We start from the raw sequence: 19,960 nt of genomic DNA, 5'->3' as shown, positions 1-19,960 counted from the left end.
CGCCATCGGCTGTCCGGACGGCGATGCCGAACCAGCGCGCCCGGACGAGGGCGATGGCCGCGCGGCGCCGCGATCAGCCGGAGGGTTCCTCGGCCGCCGCCCGCCGGGCCTGCCACTGGGTCAGCAGCGCCCGCAGGGCGGCGGGCTTCAGCGGCTTGGTGAGCAGGTGGACGCGCTGCGCCGCGGCCGTCTCCCGCACCGGCGGCGAGCGGTCGGCGGTGAGCAGCACCGCCGGCACGTCGGCCGACAGGGCCGCCCGCAGCGAGGCGATCAGGTCGAGCCCGTTGCCCTCGTCGAGGTGGTAATCCGCCACGATCACGTCGGGGGGCGGGGCGGGGGCGAGCACCCGCCGCACCGCCTCGCCGACCGAGCCCGCCGTGCGCACGCGGCAGCCCCAGCTCGCGAGCAGGCGCGCCATGCCGTCCACGATCGCCGGCTCGTTGTCGATGGCGAGGACCGAGAGGCCCGAGAGGGCGGCGTCCGCCGGGCGGGGCGCCTCCGCGGCGGCCTCCGGGGCCGGCCGCAGGGCGGCGACCGGCACCAGGACCGAGAAGATCGAGCCGCGCCCGACCTCGGAGCGCAGGCGGATCGGGTGACCGAGGAGCCGCGCGGTGCGCTCGACGATCGAGAGGCCGAGCCCGAGGCCGCGGGCGACCCGGGCCCCCTGTTCGAGGCGCTGGAATTCCTGGAACACCACCTTGCGCTTGGAGGCCGGGATGCCGAGCCCGGTGTCGCAGACCATGAGTTCGAGGCGCTCGCCGCGGCGGCGCGCACCGACCAGGACCCGGCCCGATTGGGTGTACTTGATGGCGTTGGAGACGAGGTTCTGGAGCAGCCGGCGCAGGAGCGGCCGGTCCGAGCGGACGCCGAGGCCGCAGGGCATCACCCGCAGCTCCAGGCCCTTCTCGCGCGCCATCGGCTCGAATTCGCGCCGGATCTGGCGCATCAGCTCGGAGACCCGGAAGGTCGAGAGCTGCGGCGTCAGGGCGCCGGTGTCGAGGCGGGAGATGTCGAGGAGCGCGGTCAGGATCTCCTCGACCGCGTCCAGCGAGGCGTCGACGTTCTCGGCGAGCGTCGGGTCGGCGGCGCGGTCGCGCTCGACCAGGGCCGCCGCGTAGAGGCGGGCCGCGTTGAGGGGCTGCAGGATGTCGTGGCTCGCGGCGGCGAGGAAGCGCGTCTTCGAGGCGTTGGCCTCCTCGGCCTCGGCCTTGGCGCGGCTCAGCGCGGCGTTGAGGCGGGTGAGCTCCTCGGTCCGCTCCCGCACCCGGCGCTCCAGCTCCTCGTTGAGGCGCTCGCGGGCCTCCTCGGCCGCGACCGCGTCGGTGACGTCCGTGTAGGTCGCGACCACGCCCCCGTTCGGCAGGGCGTTGGCCCGGATCTCGATCACGCGCCCGCTCGGGGAGAGGCGCAGGCGCTGCGGCCCGGTCTCCTGCCGGAAGGCGGCGATGCGCTCGCGCACGAGGTCGTCCGCCTCGCGGTCGCCGTAGGCGCCCCGGGCGGCGTTGTAGCGGACGATCTCCTCCAGCGGCATGCCGGTGCGCATGATGTCGTTGGGCAGGTCGTAGAGGTCCGCGAAGGCCCGGTTCCAGGCGATCAGGGTCATGTCGCGGTCGAAGACCGTGATGCCCTGGCCCGCGTGGTCGAGGCCGTGCTGCAGGAAGTCGCGGCTGTACTGGAAGGCCGCCGAGGCGTCGTCGAGGAGGCGCAGGGCCGCCCGCGGCGAGACGTTGCGCCGCCCGAGCAGCAGCGAGAGCGCGAGCCGGGCCGAGGAGGCGCCGATCGCCGAGGCGAGCAGGTGCTCGGCGTGGCGCAATTCGCCGAGCCCCGCCACCGCGTCCGGGTGGAGGATCATCCGGCCGCGCTCGGCGAAGTAGGCGTCGAAGGCCCGCTGCGCGCGCTCCTCGCCGAGGAAGCGGGCGACGGCGGCGCGCAGCTCCCCGAAGCTCAGCGTGCCGCGGAACAGGCGCAGGGGCGGCGCGTCCTGCACGAATTCGTGCCCGAAGGCCTCGGCCTGGAGCCGCTCGATCGCGCTCGGCGCCCGCAGCAGCGAGAAGCCCCAATATGCCAGGGCGTTGAGGCCGAGGCTCCAGAGCGTGCCGTGGACGAGGCGCGGCAGGTCGTCGAGCCCCATCAGGGCGGTGGGGCTGAGGGCCGCGATGCCGAAGGGCCCGTCCTCCAGGAAGGCGCGCGCCCAGGGGCTGGCGGATTCGCCGAGCAGGCTCGGCAGCAGCAGCGTGTAGGCCCAGACCGCGAGCCCCGCCGTCAGCCCCGCCACCGCGCCGAGGCCGGTGCCGCGCCGCCAGATCAGGCCGCCGAGGAAGGCCGGCCCGATCTGCGCCACGGCCGCGAAGGACAGGAGGCCGATCGAGGCGAGCGCCACCTCGCCGGCCACCCGCGAATAGGCGTAGGCCGCCAGGATCACCACCACGATGGCGACCCGGCGCACCGCCAGCACGACGCCGCCGAGATTGGTCGCCCGCTGGCTCCCCGGCCGCCCGCGCAGGACCAGCGGGATGACGAGGTGGTTCGAGATCATGATCGCGACCGCGACCGATTCCACGATCACCATCGCGGTCGCGGCCGAGAGCCCGCCCACGAAGGCGATGAGCGCGATGCCGTCCGCGCGCTCGGCCAGGGGCAGGGCGAGCACCGTCATGTCGCGCATGACGCTCCCGTCCGGGAACATCATCAGGCCGATCACCGCGAGCGGCACGACGAACAGGTTGATGAGCACGAGGTAGAGCGGGAAGGCCCAGGCGGCGCGGGTCACGTCCGCCACCGCCCGGTTCTCCACCACGGCCATGTGGAACTGGCGCGGCAGCAGCAGCACGGCGCAGGACGAGAGCAGCACCTGCACCAGCAGCGTCCAGGGGCCGGACGTGTCGGCGACCAGGGTGGCCGTCCCGCCGAGCAGGGCCCCGGGGGTGACCACCGGCGCCTTCCGCAGCACCCAGCCGACCACGAAGCCGCCGACGACCAGGAAGGCGAGGAGCTTGACGAGCGACTCGATCGCGATGGCGAGCGTCAGCCCGTCCTGGTGCTCGGTGGCGTCCGCGTGGCGGGTCCCGAAGGCGACCGCGAAGCCGGCGAGGACCAGGGCGGTGAACAGGCCGAGATCGCCCATCAGGCCGATCGTGCCGCCGCCGCGCCCGTCCGTGGCGTCGAGGAAGACCCGCAGCGAGGCCGCGACGGCGCGCAGCTGCAGGGCGATGTAGGGGATCGCCCCGACGATGCTGATCAGGCAGACCAGGGCGGCGATGCGCTCGCTCTTGCCGTAGCGGGCCGCGATGAAGTCGGCGACGGAGGTCGAGTTCTGGGCCTTGGCGATCCGCACGACCCGTGCCACCAGCCGGTGCCCGAGGCCGATCACCAGCACCGGGCCGACATAGATGGTGAGGAAGTCGAGGCCCGAATGGCTGGCGAGCCCGACCGAGCCGAAGAAGGTCCAGGAGGTGCAGTAGACCGCGAGCGACAGGGCGTAGATGGTCGGCCGCACGCGCTCGTCGCGCATCAGGCGCCGGCCGGACACGTCGCCCCAATGCGCCACCGTGAACAGGGCGCAGATGTAGGTGAGTGCGGTCAGCACCACCGCCCAGCCCGCGATCATCCCCGCGCGTCGTCCTCAAGCGGATCGGAGCAAGCGTCCGATCGTCCGCCCCTGTGTAGGGCATAACCGGCCGCCGCGACGACTGGAAAGGCGGGCTCGCCGGGGAGGGCGCGCTCCGCCGCCCGGTCCGGCGCGCCCGGGAGCCCCGGCGCCCGCCCGTCCCACGACGATCCGGCGCGCTCCCCGCACCGGTTCAGCGATGATTAACCACGTCGGTTCAGTGCTGATTAACCACGCGGTGTTATCGCTGATACAGCCGAAATTGGTACTTCCCGAAGCAACGGACCATTTCACGGCGGCGCGAACGCGCATCTCGCCAGTCTATTCTGGCGCGCGCTGCGCCGTCAGCGGGCCGCATCGCTCGGGACGTGCGTCGACGAGTAGCGTATCCATGGTCCAGCGCGCCTTCCCCTCCGCCGGTCCGTCCCCGCGCTGGCCCGCGCCCCGCCGCGGGCTGATCCGCTCCCTGCTGGTCGTCGGCGGGGTCGCGTGGTTCGGCTTCGCCTCCGAGGGCGTGGTGCCCTGGGCCGCCCGTCCGGCGCCGACCGCGCCCGCGCCGGCTCCCGCCGCGCCCCCGCCCCGGTTCCGGCCGCGGTCGCCGCGCCGCCGGCCCGGGCCGCGTGGCTGTTCGACCCCACCCCCGCCCTCGATCCGGCGCGGCTCGCGTGGCAGCAGGAGCCCTCGCGCGCGGCCGCCGGCTTCGCCGGGCCGCGGGCCGAGCCGCCCGTGCAGGTCGCGGCCCTGCCCCCGCGGCCGGCCGAGGCGCCCTCGCTCGCCCCGGAGGCCCGGCTCGTCCTGCAGCCGGTGCCGCTGCCCGTGCCCCGGCCCTCCGAGTTCCGGGCGGCGCGCCCGCCCGAGACGCCGCGGCTCGCCGAGCGCCAGACGCCGCGCCGCGGCCGGGCGCAGAGCCCGGCCGCGGCCATGGCGGACACGCGCACCTTCTTCGAGAAGCTGTTCGGGGCCCCGCAGGAGCCGGCCCGCACGGCGCTCGCCTACGCGGGGGTGGACCGCGACACCATCGACCCCACCCCGCGCCGGCTGCTCAGCCCGATGCCGTCCCCCCCGCTCGGCGAGGCGACGGCGATCTACGACATCACCGCCGGGACCGTCACGCTGCCGAGCGGCGAGCGGCTGGAGGCCCATTCCGGGCTCGGCGACAAGATGGACGATCCCCGCTTCGTCCACGTGCCGATGCGCGGCGCCACCCCGCCCGGCACCTACGACCTCACCGAGCGCGAGCGGCTCTTCCACGGCGTGCGGGCGATCCGCCTGAACCCGGTCGGCGGGCCCGCGGCGATCCACGGCCGGGTCGGGCTCCTCGCCCACACCTACATGCTCGGCCCGACCGGCGCCTCGAACGGCTGCGTCTCGTTCCGCAACTACGACCGCTTCCTGCAGGCCTTCCTGCGCGGCGAGGTCCGCCGCATGGTCGTGGTGGCGGGGCGGGGATAGGGCGGACCCGGCCGGCGGCCATCCTGCGGCACCACGCCGCGGGAGCGCCGCCTTGTGTCGTTGCCGGAGCCCGCGAGACTGAACCCACGAGTTCAGTCGCCGCGACTGAACCGTCGCGTTCAGTCGGTGCGCATGAGCGAGCCCGCCCGCCCCCTCGATCCGGACCGCAGCCGCCGCATCCTGGAGGCCGGGATGCGGCTCTTCGCGCGCATGCCCTACGCGGACGTCCACATGGACGCGGTCGCGGCGGCCGCCGGCGTCGCCAAGCCCACCCTCTACCGCTACGTTCCGACCAAGGAGGCCCTGTTCATCGCCGGGCTGGCCTGGACCCTGTCCGACCTGCGCGAGGGGATCGGGGCGACGCGGGCCGCGGGCGGGGACGAGGCCGCCCGGCTCGAGGCGGCGGTGACCCTGGTGCTGGAGCGGGTGGGGCAGCTCTCGCCCGCCCTGCACGCCATCGAGAGCCGCAGCAGCGAGTTCGGCGAGCGCAGCCGCCGGGTGCTGCGCGAGGGGTTCGACGGCCTGCGCGAGGCCCTGGCCGCGCTCCTGCGCGACGGCATCGCCGCCGGCCGCTTCCGCGTGGCGGACGTGGACCTCGCCGCCATGATGATCCTCGGCGGCATCCGCATGGCCGCCCACGGCAGCGGCCGCGCCGCCCCCTCCGCCCGCGACGTCGCCGCCTTCTTCCTCACCGGGCTCCAGGCCGGCGCCGCCGCGCCGCGTCCGGCCCATCTCGGAGCCGTCGCATGACCCGCCTCGTCCTGCTGCTCGCGGCCGCGCTCGCCGCCGCGGCGGGCGTCATGCTCCACCGCCACGGGGGGGATGCCCGCGCCGCCTGGACGGAGACCCGCGCGGCCCTGCCGCCGGCGCTGGCCCAGCACCTGCCGGCCGCCTTCGTGCCGCCGGTGCCGGCGAGCGCGCCGGCCGCGCCGCGCATCGCCGTCGGCACCGCCCTGGCGGGCAGCGCGGACCTGCCCATCACCCGGGCCACCGTCGGCTGGATCGAGCCCATCGCCACGGTGGTGCTGCGCCCGCGCATCGACGGCGTGATCACCGAGCAGCTCGCCCGCGACGGGCAGGTGGTCAGGGCAGGGGACGTGCTCTACCGGCTCGACGACCGCGAGCTGCGCGCCCAGATCGCCCGCGACGAGGCCGCCCTGGCCCGCGACGAGGCGACCCGCACCCGCACGCAGAACGACGTGCGGCGCGTCACGGAACTGTTCGCCCGCAACTCCGCCTCCCAGGCGCAGCTCGACCTCGCCACCGCCGAGTCGAAAGTGGCGGCGGCCAATGTCGAGGCCGCCAAGGCCGCCCTGGAGGCCGACCGGGTGCGGCTCGACCACGCGACCATCCGGGCCCCGATCGCGGGCCGGCTCGGGACCGTGCGGGTGACCGCCGGCAACCTCGTCAAGGGCAACGAATCGACCGGGACCGGCCTCGTCACCATCACCCAGATGAAGCCCCTGCGGGCGACCTTCTCGCTGCCCGAGCGCGAACTCGACCGCCTGCGCGCGGCGCTCGCCCGCCCGGAGGCGGCGCCGGTGCGGGTCTATGCCGGGACCGGCGACGGGGCGCTGGCCACCGGGCGGCTCTCCTTCGTGGATTCGAGCGTCGACCAGGCCTCCGGCACGGTGACCGCCTGGGCGTCGTTTCCCAACGAGGACGAGCGGCTCTGGCCCGGCCAGTACGTCCGCGTGGAGGTCGATCTCGGCCGGCGGCCCGGCACCGTGACGGTGCCGCAGGTCGCGGTGCAGCCCGGCCAGGACGGCAGCTTCGTCTGGGTGGTGCGCCCGGACGGCCTCGCCGAGCGGCGCGGGGTCGAGGTGATCTCGGCCGCCGCCGGCGTCGCCGCCCTGGCGCGCGGCGTGCGGGCGGGCGAGCACGTCGTCGTCGAGGGCATGCTGCGCCTGCGCGAGGGCGCTGCCGTGGCGGAGCGCCCGCAGGCCGAGCCCGGAGGTCAGGCCGAGACCAGAGGTCAGGCCGAGATTCGCGGCCAGCCGGAGACCCGGGCCGCGGCGGGCGCCCGGACCGTGATCAAGTAGGGCCGGCCATGAACCTCTCGGCCCCCTTCATCCGGCGCCCGGTCGCCACGATCCTGCTCTCGCTCGCCCTCACCCTGTCGGGCCTCTTCGCCTACCGGCTGCTGCCGGTCGCGGCCCTGCCGACCGTCGATTTCCCGACCATCTCGGTCACCGCGCAGCTGCCGGGCGCCTCGCCGGAGTCCATGGCGGCCTCGGTGGCGACGCCGCTGATCAAGGAATTCTCGACCATCCCGGCCATCGCCACGATCTCGGCGACGAACTACCAGGGCTTCACCTCGATCACGATCGAGTTCGAACTGTCCCGCAACATCGACCAGGCGGCGGCGGACGTGCAGGCGGCGATCACCCGCACGCTGCGGCGCCTGCCGGTCGAACTCACCATCCCGCCGAGCTTCCGCAAGCTCAACCCCGCCGACGCGCCGGTGATCCTGCTCGCGGTGTCGAGCGACACGACCCCGCTGCCGACCCTCGACGCCTTCGCCCAGACGGTGATCTCGCCCTCGCTCTCGACCATCACGGGCGTCGGCCAGGTCTTCGTCTACGGCAGCCAGAAATTCGCGGTGCGGATCCAGTTCGACCCGAACGTGCTCGCCGCCCGCGGCATCGGCGTCGACGAGGTCCAGGCGGCGATCTCGAACGCCAACACCTCGACCCCGGTCGGCGTGGTGGAGGGCAGGGGGCAGAACCTCACCATCCAGACCAACACCCAGCTGATGAACGCGGACGCCTTCCGCGACATCATCGTGGCCGTGCGCAACGGCCGGCCCGTGCGCCTCGGCGAGGTCGCGCGGGTGATCGACTCGGTCGAGAACAACCGCATCGCCTCCTGGAAGGACGGCCGGCGCGCCCTCGTCCTCGCCGTCCAGCGCCAGCCCGACGCCAACACCGTCGAGGTGGTCGACCGCGTCCGCGCCATGCTGCCGAGATTCGAGGAGCAGCTCGGCGGTGCCGGCACGATCGCGGTCGTCAACGACCGCTCGGTCTCGATCCGCGAGGCCGTGCACGACGTGCAGTTCACCCTGCTGCTGACCATCGGCCTCGTCGTGGTGGTGATCTACCTGTTCCTCGGCCGGCTCGCCGCGACGCTGATCCCCTCGATCGCGGTGCCGATCTCGATCATCGCCACGTTCGGCGCGATGTACCTGCTCGGCTACTCGATCGACAACATCTCGCTGCTCGGCCTGACGCTGGCGGTCGGCCTCGTCGTCGACGACGCCATCGTGATGCTGGAGAACATCGTCCGGCACGTGGAGCAGGGGGAGAAGCCCTTCGAGGCGGCCCTGAAGGGCGCGGGCGAGATCGGCTTCACCATCCTGTCGATCACGGTCTCGCTCGTCGCCGTGTTCATCCCGGTCCTGCTGATGGGCGGGGTGGTCGGCCGGATCTTCAACGAGTTCGCGATCGTGGTGACCATCGCCATCGTGGCCTCGGCGGTGATCTCCGTGACCCTGACGCCGATGCTGGCGGCCCGCCTGCCCGCCGGGGCGGCGGGCCACGGGGCCGGGGCCGAGGGCCACGGCGCGCGCAGGAACCTGTTCGAGCGCGGCTTCGCCCGGCTCCAGGCGGGCTACGAGCGCGGCGTCGACCTCTGCCTGCGCCACCAGGGCGCGGTGATGCTGGTCTTCCTCGGCTCGGTCGCGCTCACCGCGGCGATGTTCGCGGCGATCCCGAAGGGGTTCTTCCCCCCGGAGGATATCGGGCAGCTGCAGATCGCCACGGAGGCGCGCCAGGACATCTCCTTCGAGGCGGTGGCGGCGCTCCAGCACGAGGCCGAGCGGGTGATCGCCCGCAACCCGGCCGTCGCCCACGTGGTCAACCGGGCGGGCTCGAACGGCTTCACGGGCACGCTCAACCAGGGCGCCTTTTTCGTGGAGCTCGTGGAGCGCGGCGCGCGCCCGCCGCTCGCCCGGACGGTGGCGGAGCTGCGCCGCGACCTCGCCGAGGTGCCGGGCCTCTCGGCCTTCATCACCCCGGTCCAGAACCTGCGCCTCGGCGGGCGCCAGTCGAAGTCGCAGTACCAGTACGTGGTGCAGGGGCTCGACCGGGCCGAGCTGGAGCGCTGGACGGTCAGGCTCACGGACGCGATGGCCCAGGATCGCGCCACCTTGGACCGCGCCACCTTCACGGGCGTGACCAACGACCTCCAGAACGCCGCCCTGCAGGCCACCATCACGGTCGACACCGACAAGGCGCAGGCCCTCGGCATCACCTCGGACCAGATCCGCCAGACCCTCTATACCGGCTTCGGCACGCGCCAGATCTCGACCATCTACGGCACCGCGGACAGCTACCAGGTGATCACCGAGTTCGATCCGCGCCTGCAATGGACGGCCGACCGCCTGGACGAGATCCGGCTGCGCGCCGCGAGCGGCAAGCTGGTGCCGCTCTCGGCGGTCGCCACGGTCGCGCGCACGCCCGGCCCGCTCTCGATCAACCAGCTCGGGCTCCTGCCCGCCGTCACCATCTCGTTCGACGTGCCGCCCGGCGTGGCGCTCGGCCAAGCGGTCTCCCGGATCGCCGAGATCAAGCAGTCGCTCGGCCTGCCGGGCACGCTCTCGACCACCTTCGCGGGCACCGCGCAGGTCTTCCAGGACGCGCTGGCCAACCAGGGCCTGCTGCTCGCCGCGGCGGTGCTGACGATCTACCTCGTGCTCGGCATCCTGTACGAGAGCTTCATCCACCCGATCACGATCCTGACCGGCCTGCCGGCGGCGGCCGTGGGGGCGCTGGGCGCGCTCCAGCTCTTCGGGATGGACCTCTCGGTCATCGCCATCATCGGCGTGCTGATGCTGATCGGCATCGTCAAGAAGAACGCCATCATGATGATCGACGTGGCCCTGGTGCTGCAGCGGGAGCAGGGTTGGACGCCGAGGGCGGCGATCCGCGAGGCCTGCCTGCTGCGCTTCCGCCCGATCATGATGACGACCGCCGCGGCGGTGATGGGCACGCTGCCGATCGCCATCGGCCACGGGGCCAGCGCGGAGCTGCGCCAGCCCCTCGGCGTGGCGGTGGTGGGCGGGCTGCTCGTGTCGCAGCTCCTCACCCTCTTCATCACCCCGGTCCTCTACCTCGCGATGGACCGGCTCGCCTCGGGGACGACGCGTCTGCTCCTCGCCCTGCGCCGCGGGCGCCTGCGCGGTCCGCGGACCGGGCGCCTGCCGGCGGAGTAGGGGCCTCGCGCGGAGGCCTCGCGCGGAGGGAGGAGGACTCGCGCGGAGGAGTCCGGCTCAGGCCGCGGTGTCCGCACCGCGCAGCCGATGATGGCCGTGCCCGGCGGCGACCCCGACCCGCGCACCGGGACGTGGGCGAACGACGCTCACGACCCCGCCGGTCCGTCCCCGGCGAGCGGCCGCGTCGCCGCGGCGAGCCAGTCCCGCGTCGCGCCGTCGAGGAGGGGCGAGAGCGCCTCCCGCACCCGCGCGTGATAGGCGTCGAGCCACGCCGCCTCCCCGGGCGTGAGCAGGTCGCGCGCGATCAGCGCCCGGTCGATCGGCGCCAGGGTCAGGGTCTCGAAGCCGAGCATCGGGCGCTCGGCGCCCGCGAGCGCGCGCTCCTCCACCAGGACCAGGTTCTCGATCCGGATGCCGTAGGCGCCGGCCCGGTAATAGCCGGGTTCGTTCGAGACGATCATCCCCGGCTTCAGGGCCGTGGTGCCGGTCTTGGCGATCCGCTGCGGCCCCTCGTGCACCGACAGGAAGGCGCCGACGCCGTGGCCGGTGCCGTGGTCGAAATCGAGGCCCGCCTCCCAGAGCGGGCGCCGCGCGAAGCTGTCGAGCTGCGCCCCCGTCGTGCCGCGGGGGAACAGCGCCGTGGCGATCGCGATGTGGCCCTTGAGCACCCGGGTGAAGCGGTCGCGCATCTCGTCGCTCGGCGGGCCCACCGCCACGGTCCGGGTGATGTCGGTGGTGCCGTCGAGGTACTGCGCACCGGAATCGATCAGGAACAATTCGCCCGGCCGCACGACCCGGTCCGTCGCCGCGGTGACCCGGTAATGGACGATCGCCCCGTTCGGCCCGCTGCCCGAGATGGTCGGGAAGGAGATCTCCCGCAACTCGCCCCCCTCGGCCCGGAAGGCTTCGAGGCGCTCCACCGCGGCGATCTCGCTCACGCCGCCGCCCGGCGCCTCCCGGGCGAGCCAGGCCAGGAAGCGCGCCACCGCGGCCCCATCGCGGCGATGCGCCTCGCGCGCGCCCGCGATCTCGGCCGCGTTCTTCACGGCCTTCATGGCGGTGATCGGATCCGGCCCGACATCCGCGCGGCCGCCCGCCTCCTCGATGCGCCGCTTGAGCGCGACGGCGCCCGTGGCGGCGTCGAGCCGCACCCGCGCCCCCGCCCGCCCGAGCGCGTCGAGGCAGGCCGGCAGCCCGGCCGGGTCCACGCACGCGGCGAGGCCGTCGAGGGCGGCCGAGGCCTCCGCGGTGAGCTTGCCCGGATCGAGGAACAGCGTCGCGGGCGCCTCGCGCGGGATCACCGCGTAGCCCAGGGGCAGGGGCGTGTGGGCGACGTCGCTGCCGCGCAGGTTGAACGCCCAGGCGAGGTTGTGCGGGTCGGAGACGACGAGCGCGTCGGCCCTGGCCTTCGCCAGCGCCTCGCGCACGCGTTCCAGCTTGCGCGCGGCGGTCTCCCCAGCCAGCGCCTCGGGGTAGGGGAGGACGGGCGCCCGCGGCGCCGGCGGCCGGTCGATCCAGACCTGATCGACGAGGTTCATCCCCGCCGGTTCGAGCCGCCCGCCCGCCGCCGCGGCGGCCTTCTCCAGCCGGGCGACGCCGTCCGGCGTGTGCAGCCAGGGATCGTAGGCGAGCACGCCCCCCGCCGGCAGGTTGGCCTCGATCCAGGCCTCGACGCTGGTCTCGGCCAGGGGCACCGGGGTGACGAGCGCGGTGTCGACCTGGCTCGCCGCCTGCAGGGTGTAGCGGCCGTCGACCACCAGGGCGGCCCGGTCGGCCAGGATCACGGCGGTGCCGGCCGAACCGGTGAAGCCCGTGAGCCAGGCGAGCCTCTCGGCCCGGGGCGGCACGTATTCCGACTGGTGCTCGTCGGCCCGCGGCACCACGAAGCCGGAGAACCCCTTCTGGAGCATCGCGGCGCGCAGGGCGGCGAGGCGCTGCGCGCCGGCGCGGTGGCTCGGATCGTCGAAGGTCTGGAATCGGGTGCGCGTCATGGGCGTCATGGGCAAGGCCTAATCGGGGCGGCCCCGCCGCGCAACGGTCCGGCCGCCGGGCCCGTCAATAGAGCGGGTCGAGCCGCAGGTTCGGCAGCGCGAAGGGCCCGACCGCGACCCGGCCGTCGACGAGCCGCACCGGCGGCAGGGGCTTGAGGGCCGCTCCGGCCGGCTGCTCCGGCGCCGGCTCCCGGGCCCGCCCGCCGCCGAGGAACTGGCCGACGAGCTTGCCGATCAGGGCGGCGTTCGCCCCGCCGATCCGCCCCTCCAGGTGGTCGCTCACCAGGGGCGCGATCACCGTGTCCAGCCCGGCGGTGCGGACCTCGAACTGCCCGGCGGGCCGGTGCGCCTCGTCGAGGTGCAGGCTGCCCTGGGCCTGGAGCCGGCCGCGGCCCTTCTCGACCGAGAGCCGCCCGAGATCGACGCTGCCCTGCGCCGCGCGCCAGCGCTCGAGCTCCTCCGCGAGCGGCCGCGTGCGGATCCCGGCGGCGCGGGTGACCGTGGCGTCGAGGACGATGTCGGCGGGCTCGGCGCTGGCCAGGAGGGAATCGAGGCGCGGCACCGCCGCCTTCTCGACGCGGGCGCTGAGGTCGACGGCGCCCTCCGCCTCGAAGCGGCCCGGCGTCGGCCGCGCGTGCAGTTCCAGGTGGTTCACCGCGAAGGCGATCGGCTCGGGCTCGACCCCCGAGACCCGGCCGTCGAGCCCGTCCGCGACCACCGACACGCGCTGGAAGCCGCCCTCGGTGAGGTGGAGCGAGCCTTCGAGGAGCCGCCAGGTCACGTCCCCGACCTTGCCCTCCTGCTCGACGTGGAACGGCCCGCTCGCCTCGACGATGAGGTGGCGCGGCTGGTAGATCTGCGCCACGGCCACGACCGGCCCGACCGTGAAGGCGACGTCCCGGCGCGCGAAGCCGAGCCCGGCGCAGCGCAGTTCCAGCCGGAACGGGTAGCCGCCGATGCGGCGGTCGGCGCAGGTCCAGGTCCGGCCGGCCCGGGCCTCGCGGGCGAACCAGCCGTCGATCTCCCGCTCGGCCCGGCCCCGCAGCCAGACCCAGCCCGCCGACCACAGGGCCGCGATCACCAGGAGCAGGATGAAGGGGGCGAACAGCCCCAGCCGCCCGGGTCGCCTCGCGCCCCCGCCCGTCCCGCTCTGCTGCGCCATCGGCCGGCCTCCGCTCGCGATTGAACCGGGCCTCCCTAGCTGCTACCCGCCGCGGCCGGCAAGGAAGGGGGGAGGGCACCGCGTGGGCGATGGCGACGCACCCGGCGACCTGTGGGTGTTCGGCTACGGGTCGCTGATGTGGAACCCGGGTTTCCCGGTGGTCGAGCGGCGGCAGGCCCGCCTGCGCGGCTATCACCGGGCGCTCTGCGTGCTCTCCCACGTCCATCGCGGCACGCCCGAGAGCCCCGGCCTCGTGCTCGGCCTCGACCGGGGCGGCAGCTGCCGCGGCGTCGCCTTCCGGGTCGCCGGGGCGCAGGCCGAGGCGACGCTCGCCTACCTGCGCGCCCGCGAGCAGGTGACCGCCGTCTACGTGGAGCGCCGGCTCGGCGTCACGATCGAGGACGGGCGGCGGGTGACGGCGGTGACCTACGCGGTCGACCGCACCCATCCGCAATATGCCGGCCGGCTGCCCGAGGCCGAGCTCCTGCGCCTGGTGCGCCAGGGGCGCGGCCGCTCGGGCGCCAATCCGGACTACGTCCGCAACACCCACCAGCACCTGATCGCCATGGGCGTGGCCGACCCGCTGCTGGCGCGCATCGCCGCGGCCTGCGCGGTGCCGAGCCCCTGACCGGAGGCGCCTCGGGGCGGCTCCGGCCCGCCCGCGGGCCGGGCCCCGGGCCTCGCTCGCCCGGGACGGGCGCGGCCCCGCGCCCGATGCGGCCTGAGCCTCCTGCCGCCGGCCGGGACCGGCCGCTGCCGAAGGGGTCAGCGGTTCGGCGGCGCACCGAGGGACCGCGTCAGCGAAAGATGATGCGTGAGCAAGAGACCGAGCAGGATGGCACGGGGCAATTCTGCTTGGCCGCGGTGATCCGAATCGCCGCCTCGCGCGTTCTTGACCCTCGAACCGCCGGGCTTGCCTCTCGGGCCCGGCGGTGCCCGCGCCGGCCCGGCGCCAGGAGTGCTCGCGCCGATGCAGGCCACAACCCACCTCGCGCTCATCAACGTCTTCGTCGGCGACATCCAGGGCGGGCTCGGACCCTTCCTGGGCACGTGGCTCGCCGCGAGCGCGCAGTGGAGCCCGGGCCGGGTCGGGCTCGTCACCACGGTGGTCGGCCTCGCCACCCTCGCGCTGAGCGGGCCGCTCGGGGCTCTGGTCGACCGGGTCGGGCGACCGCGCCTGCTGATCGCGCTCGCCTGCGGGGCGATCCTCGGCGGCACCGTGCTGCTGCTGCCGGCGCGCTCCTTCCCGGCGGTGCTCGCGGCGCAGTTCGTGGCCGCCCTCGGCGGCACGCTCGTGGTGCCGGCGGTGGCCGCGCTCACCCTCGGCACGGTCGGCAAGCAGGCCTTCCCGCGCCAGCAGGGGCGCAACCAGGCCTTCAACCACGTGGGCATACTCGGGGCCGCCCTGGCGATCAGCTTCGGCACGCCGCTCTTCGGCCCGGCCATCGCCTTCTGGGTGCTCGGGCTCCTCGCCGCCGCGGCGATCGCCGCGGCCCTCGCCACGCCGAAGGGCGCCTGGAATCCGCGCCGGGCGGTCGGCTGGAAGGAGGACGATCCGGACGACGCGCCGACCCGCTCGCCGATCCGCGCCGTGCTCGCCGACCGGCGGCTGCTGCTGCTCTCGGCGGCGCTCGCCCTGTTCAACCTCGCCAACGGCTCGATGCTGAGCCTGCTCGGCCAGAAGCTCGTGGCGGCCGGCCAGGACGGCACCGCCTGGACCGCCCGCTACGTGATGGTGGCGCAGCTCACCATGATCCCCGTGGCCCTGCTCGCCGGCTCCCTGGCGGATCGCCGCGGGCGCCGCCAGCTCCTCGTCGCCGCCTGCGCGGTGCTGCCGCTGCGCGCGCTCCTGTCGGCCTTCCTCGACGACCCGGCCTGGCTGATCCTCGCCGAGGTGCTGGACGGGGTCGCCTCCGGGGTGATCGGCGTCGCGATGCCGGTCGTGGTGGCGGACCTCACCTGGGGCTCGGGCCGCACCCAGACGGCGCTCGGCACGGTCTCGGCCGTGCAGGGGATCGGCGGCGCCCTGTCGGGCTGGGTGGGCGGGCTGCTCGCCATGCATCTCGGCTGGACCTGGACCTTCGCGACCCTGGCCCTGCCGGCCCTCGGGGCCCTCGGCCTCGCCCTCTGGCTGGAGGAGAGCTGCGCCCCGGGCGGGCGCGACGCGGCCGGGACTCCCTGCAGCACCGGGTCGGCCCCGCCGCGCCCGGCCCGCGGGACCCCGTCCCGCCCGGTCGGGCCGGAAAGCCCCCGGTTGCCTGGATCGCTCGGCCTAGGCGAGGGCCGGGCCGGCATCTTCCGGCCTATTCGAACGGATTAGTCGGGATTCCCGGCCGCCGGCGCTCCGGCTGTTGACTCCCCCCTTGGGCCATGCTGTGAGGCATACCAAAGGTGCATAAGCACCTTCGAGGAAACGCAGGGGTGATGGATCGCGATGGCTGACATTGCCGCCCGGAACGCGGCCGCGCCGCCGGACATCGTGCTGGCCACCGAGGGCCTCACGATGGAGTTCAAGGGCTTCCGCGCCGTCAACGGCGTCGCGCTTCAGGTGCAGCGCGGGTCGATCCACGCGCTCATCGGCCCGAACGGGGCCGGCAAGACGACCTGCTTCAATCTCCTCACCAAGTTCCTGACCCCGACGGCGGGCTCGATCCGCTACAACGGCCGCGACATTACCCGGATGAAGCCCGCCGACGTGGCCCGGCTCGGCCTCGTGCGGTCCTTTCAGATCTCGGCCGTGTTCCCCCACCTCAGCGTGAAGGAGAACGTCCGCATCGCCCTGCAGCGGCGCAAGCGCGGCGATTCCTTCGACTTCTGGCGCTCGGAGCGGGTGCTGCGCGCCCTCAACGACGAGGCCCTGGCCCTGGTCGAGGCGGTGGGCCTGTCGGATTTCGCCGAGGTGCCGGCGGTCGAACTCTCCTACGGCCGCAAGCGGGCGCTGGAGATCGCCACCACGCTGGCCCTCGATCCGGAGATGCTGCTCCTCGACGAGCCGATGGCCGGGATGGGCCACGAGGACGTCGACCGCACCGCCGCCCTGATCCGGCGGGTCTCGGCGAACCGCACCATTCTGATGGTCGAGCACAACCTCTCGGTCGTGGCCTCGCTGTCGGACCGCATCACCGTTCTGGCCCGCGGCCAGGTGCTGGCGGAGGGCGACTACGCCACCGTGTCGAAGGATCCCCGCGTGATCGAGGCCTATATCGGAGCCGGACATGGCTGAGGCGGCGCTCAAGATCTCCCCCGCGGGCGCCACGGCGCCGCTCCTGACGGTGCAGGGACTGGAGGGCTGGTACGGCGAGAGCCACGTGCTCCACGGCATCAGCTTCGACGTCAAGCCCGGCGAGGTGGTCACGCTGCTCGGCCGCAACGGCGCGGGCAAGACCACGACGCTGCGCGCCATCATCGGCATCCTGGGCAAGCGCCGGGGCTCGATCGTCTACGACGGGGTCGAGACGATCGGCATGCCCTCGCGCAGCATCGCCCGGCTCGGGCTCGGCTACGTGCCGGAGGAGCGCGGCATCTTCTCGAGCCTCTCGGTCTACGAGAACCTGATGCTGCCGCCGCGGGTGAAGCCCGGCGGCCTCAGCGTGGAGCAGATCTACACCCTGTTCCCGAACCTCAAGGAGCGCTCGGGCAGCCAGGGCACCAAGCTCTCCGGCGGCGAGCAGCAGATGCTGGCCATCGGCCGCATCCTGCGCACCGGCGCGAAGCTGATCCTCCTCGACGAGCCCACGGAGGGGCTCGCCCCGGTGATCGTGCAGCAGATCGGGCGGACGCTGGCGCGGCTCAAGACCGAGGGCTACACGATCGTGCTGGTGGAACAGAATTTCCGCTTCGCCCAGACGGTGGCGGACCGGCACTTCGTGGTCGAGCAGGGGCGGGTGATCGACATGATCCCGAACGCCGAACTCGACGCCAACATCGACAAGCTGCACGCCTATCTGGGGGTGTGAGGGCGGCGGGCGGGAGCGCCGGGCCGCGCCCGGTGCGGGCGCGGCCCGCCGGGCGGGCAGGTCCCGCCGGGCGGGCAGGTCCCGCCGGGCGGGCAGGTCCCGCCGGGCGGGCAGGTCCCGCCGGGCGGGCAGGTCCCGCCGAGCAGGCGAGTCCCGCCCGGGACGGGCAGGCGGGCGCGGCCCTCGGGCCGTACCGGCGCTCCCCGCGAGCCTCCTCCCGCGGCGGGGAGGCCCCCGCGCGGCAAGCGGGGCGGCGCGGTTCCGGCGGCGGTCGCGCCGGCGGAGGCACGGAACGACAATCGGAGCGCCGTCGCGACGGTGCCCATCGGAGGAGAGACCCATGCTGACACGATTGCTCGCCGCCACGGCGCTCGCCGCGCTCGCCGCGGCCCCCGCCCTCGCCCAGACGCCGGTGAAGATCGGCGTGCTCAACGACCGCTCGGGCGTCTATGCCGACATCTCGGGGGAGGGCTCGGTCGTCGCCGCCCGCATGGCCGTCGAGGACTACAAGGCCGCCGACAAGGGCCTCAAGGTCGAGATCGTCTCGTCCGACCATCAGAACAAGCCCGACGTCGGCGCCTCCCTGGCCCGCCAGTGGTACGACCGCGACGGCGTCGACATGATCATCGACGTGCCGACCTCCTCGGTCGCCCTGGCGGTCAGCCAGGTCACCCGCGAGAAGAACAAGGCCTTCGTGAATTCGGGCGCCGGCACCGCCGACCTCACCGGCGCGCAATGCTCGCCCAACACCGTGCACTGGACCTACGACACGGTGGCGCTCGGCAACGGCACCGGCGGCGCCATGGTCAAGCGCGGCGGCACCACCTGGTTCTTCCTCACTGCCGACTACGCCTTCGGGCAGGCGCTGCAGCGCGACACCACCGCGGTCGTGGTCAAGAACGGCGGCAAGGTGGTGGGCTCGGTCAAGACGCCGTTCCCGACCGCGGATTTCTCCTCCTTCCTGCTCCAGGCCCAGGGCTCGGGCGCCAAGGTCATCGGCCTCGCCAATGCGGGCGGCGACACGATCAACGCCATCAAGCAGGCAGCCGAGTTCGGCATCACCGAGGGCGGCCAGGCGATCGCCGGCCTGCTGATCTTCTCCTCCGACGTGCACTCGCTGACCCCGAAGACTGCGCAGGGGCTGGTCCTGACCGAGCCCTTCTACTGGGACCTCAACGACGCGACCCGGGCCTTCTCGGACCGCTTCGCCAAGGCCTTCGGCGGCAAGAAGCCGACCGCCGTCCAGGCGGGCGTCTACGCGGGGGTGATCCACTACCTCAAGGCGGTCGAGGCGCTGAAATCGGCCAAGGACGGCGGCCAGGTGGTCGCCAAGATGAAGGAGATCCCGACCGACGACCCGCTCTTCGGCAAGGGCACGATCCGGGCGGACGGCCGCAAGATCCACGACATGTACCTGTTCGAGGTCAAGAAGCCGGCCGAGTCGAAGGGCGAGTGGGACCTCTACAAGACCCTCGCGACGATCCCCGGCAACGAGGCGTTCCGCCCGATGAGCGAGGGCGGCTGCCCGCTGGTCGGCAAGAGCTGACCCGGTCGGCAGGAGCTGACCCGGTCGGCCAGCGCCGACCCGCGTCCTGACCCGGCGGGGCCGCTCCGGCCCCGCCCTCCCGGCTTCCCCCCGCGCGAGTCGCTGATCCCATGACCACGATCTTCGGCGTTCCCATGCAGGCGCTGTTCGGCCAGCTCCTGCTCGGCCTCATCAACGGCTCGTTCTACGCGATCCTCTCGCTCGGCCTCGCCATCATCTTCGGGCTCCTCAACATCATCAACTTCACGCACGGCGCCCAGTACATGATGGGCGCCTTCGTGGCCTGGATGCTGCTGAACTACGCCGGGATCGGCTACTGGTGGGCGCTGCTGCTGGCGCCCCTGGCGGTCGGGCTGTTCGGCGTGATCCTGGAGCGCCTGCTGATCGCGCGGCTCTACAAGCTCGACCACCTCTACGGCCTGCTGCTGACCTTCGGCCTCGCCCTGATCATCCAGGGGCTGTTCCGCAACGAGTACGGCGTGTCGGGCCTGCCCTACGCGATCCCGCAGGAGCTCTCGGGCGGCCAGCGGCTCCCCTTCATGTTCCTGCCGAACTGCCGCGGCTGGGTCGTGGTGGCCTCCCTCGTCGTCTGCATCGCCACCTGGCTGGTGATCGAGAAGACCAAGCTCGGGGCCTACCTGCGCGCCGCGACCGAGAACCCGACCCTGGTCCAGGCCTTCGGCGTGAACGTGCCGCTGCTGCTCACGCTCACCTACGGGTTCGGCGTGGCGCTCGCGGCCTTCGCGGGGGTGCTCGCCGCGCCGGTCTACTCGGTGAACCCCAACATGGGCGCCGACATCATCATCGTGGTCTTCGCCGTGGTGGTGATCGGCGGCATGGGCTCGATCCTCGGCTCGATCGTGACCGGCTTCGCCCTCGGCCTCGTGGAGGGCCTCACCAAGGTGTTCTACCCGGAGGCGTCCTCGACCGTGATCTTCGTCATCATGGTGCTGGTCCTGCTGGTGAAACCCGCCGGCCTCTTCGGGCGCACGGCCTGATGCCCTACACTCCGCTGATCCGCACGTGAGGACCGC

General features: G+C 73.8%; 13 protein-coding genes. 10 read left to right on the top strand and 3 right to left on the bottom strand.

The annotated features are described in order from the left end of the window. Positions 1-73: 73 nt before the first annotated feature. On the bottom strand, positions 74-3,607 hold the full coding sequence (locus QA634_RS16500) for a hybrid sensor histidine kinase/response regulator (RefSeq protein ID WP_012333060.1): 3,534 nt from the start codon (positions 3,605-3,607) through the stop codon (positions 74-76). Between the two features lie 489 nt (positions 3,608-4,096). Between QA634_RS16500 and QA634_RS16495 the strand changes: the two genes are divergently transcribed. The 4 genes from QA634_RS16495 to QA634_RS16480 all read left to right on the top strand — a co-directional run bounded on the left by QA634_RS16495 (position 4,097) and on the right by QA634_RS16480 (position 10,271). Beyond that, positions 4,097-5,059, top strand: a complete 963-nt coding sequence (locus QA634_RS16495; protein WP_445928385.1) for a tlde1 domain-containing protein — start codon at positions 4,097-4,099, stop codon at positions 5,057-5,059. A 132-nt stretch (positions 5,060-5,191) separates the two neighbouring features. After that, positions 5,192-5,809, top strand: coding sequence for a TetR/AcrR family transcriptional regulator (locus QA634_RS16490; RefSeq protein ID WP_012333058.1), 618 nt, complete (start codon positions 5,192-5,194; stop codon positions 5,807-5,809). Then, positions 5,806-7,101 (top strand): efflux RND transporter periplasmic adaptor subunit, encoded by a 1,296-nt coding sequence (locus QA634_RS16485; RefSeq protein WP_012333057.1) that lies wholly within the window; start codon positions 5,806-5,808, stop codon positions 7,099-7,101. The genes QA634_RS16490 and QA634_RS16485 overlap by 4 nt, the downstream gene beginning before the upstream one ends. An 8-nt stretch (positions 7,102-7,109) precedes the next feature. Then, the gene (locus QA634_RS16480) at positions 7,110-10,271 is read left to right on the top strand and encodes an efflux RND transporter permease subunit (RefSeq protein ID WP_012333056.1); all 3,162 of its coding nucleotides are present in this window, start codon (positions 7,110-7,112) and stop codon (positions 10,269-10,271) included. 146 nt (positions 10,272-10,417) lie between these two features. On the opposite strand, the gene QA634_RS16475 is transcribed toward QA634_RS16480, so the two are convergent. Beyond that, positions 10,418-12,271 carry an aminopeptidase P family protein gene (locus QA634_RS16475; RefSeq protein ID WP_012333055.1) on the bottom strand — a complete coding sequence of 618 codons (1,854 nt, stop codon included), beginning with the start codon at positions 12,269-12,271 and terminating at the stop codon, positions 10,418-10,420. 55 nt (positions 12,272-12,326) lie between these two features. After that, on the bottom strand, positions 12,327-13,424 hold the full coding sequence (locus QA634_RS16470) for a DUF2125 domain-containing protein (RefSeq protein WP_012333054.1): 1,098 nt from the start codon (positions 13,422-13,424) through the stop codon (positions 12,327-12,329). A gap of 82 nt (positions 13,425-13,506) precedes the next feature. On the opposite strand from QA634_RS16470, the gene QA634_RS16465 reads away from it, so the two are divergent. From QA634_RS16465 to QA634_RS16440, 6 genes are all read left to right on the top strand, one after another. After that, complete coding sequence (locus QA634_RS16465; protein ID WP_012333053.1) at positions 13,507-14,052, top strand: gamma-glutamylcyclotransferase; 546 nt, start codon at positions 13,507-13,509, stop codon at positions 14,050-14,052. A 342-nt stretch (positions 14,053-14,394) separates the two neighbouring features. Next, the gene (locus QA634_RS16460; RefSeq protein WP_012333052.1) at positions 14,395-15,744 is read left to right on the top strand and encodes an MFS transporter; all 1,350 of its coding nucleotides are present in this window, start codon (positions 14,395-14,397) and stop codon (positions 15,742-15,744) included. Positions 15,745-15,858: 114 nt separating this feature from the next. Next, positions 15,859-16,647 carry an ABC transporter ATP-binding protein gene (locus QA634_RS16455; RefSeq protein WP_012333051.1) on the top strand — a complete coding sequence of 263 codons (789 nt, stop codon included), beginning with the start codon at positions 15,859-15,861 and terminating at the stop codon, positions 16,645-16,647. After that, positions 16,640-17,380 (top strand): ABC transporter ATP-binding protein, encoded by a 741-nt coding sequence (locus QA634_RS16450; RefSeq protein WP_012333050.1) that lies wholly within the window; start codon positions 16,640-16,642, stop codon positions 17,378-17,380. Before QA634_RS16455 ends, QA634_RS16450 begins: the two co-directional genes overlap by 8 nt. 340 nt (positions 17,381-17,720) lie before the next feature. Further along, positions 17,721-18,926: an ABC transporter substrate-binding protein gene (locus tag QA634_RS16445; RefSeq protein ID WP_012333049.1), complete on the top strand. Its 1,206-nt coding sequence runs from the start codon at positions 17,721-17,723 to the stop codon at positions 18,924-18,926. 110 nt (positions 18,927-19,036) lie between these two features. Beyond that, entirely contained in the window at positions 19,037-19,924 is an 888-nt protein-coding gene (locus QA634_RS16440; RefSeq protein ID WP_283027510.1) for a branched-chain amino acid ABC transporter permease, read from the top strand. Positions 19,925-19,960: the final 36 nt, after the last annotated feature.

It is taken from the genome of Methylobacterium sp. CB376 (assembly GCF_029714205.1).
In the GTDB taxonomy this organism is placed as follows: Bacteria; Pseudomonadota; Alphaproteobacteria; order Rhizobiales; family Beijerinckiaceae; genus Methylobacterium.
This window is presented reverse-complemented; position numbering and strand designations above follow the sequence as displayed.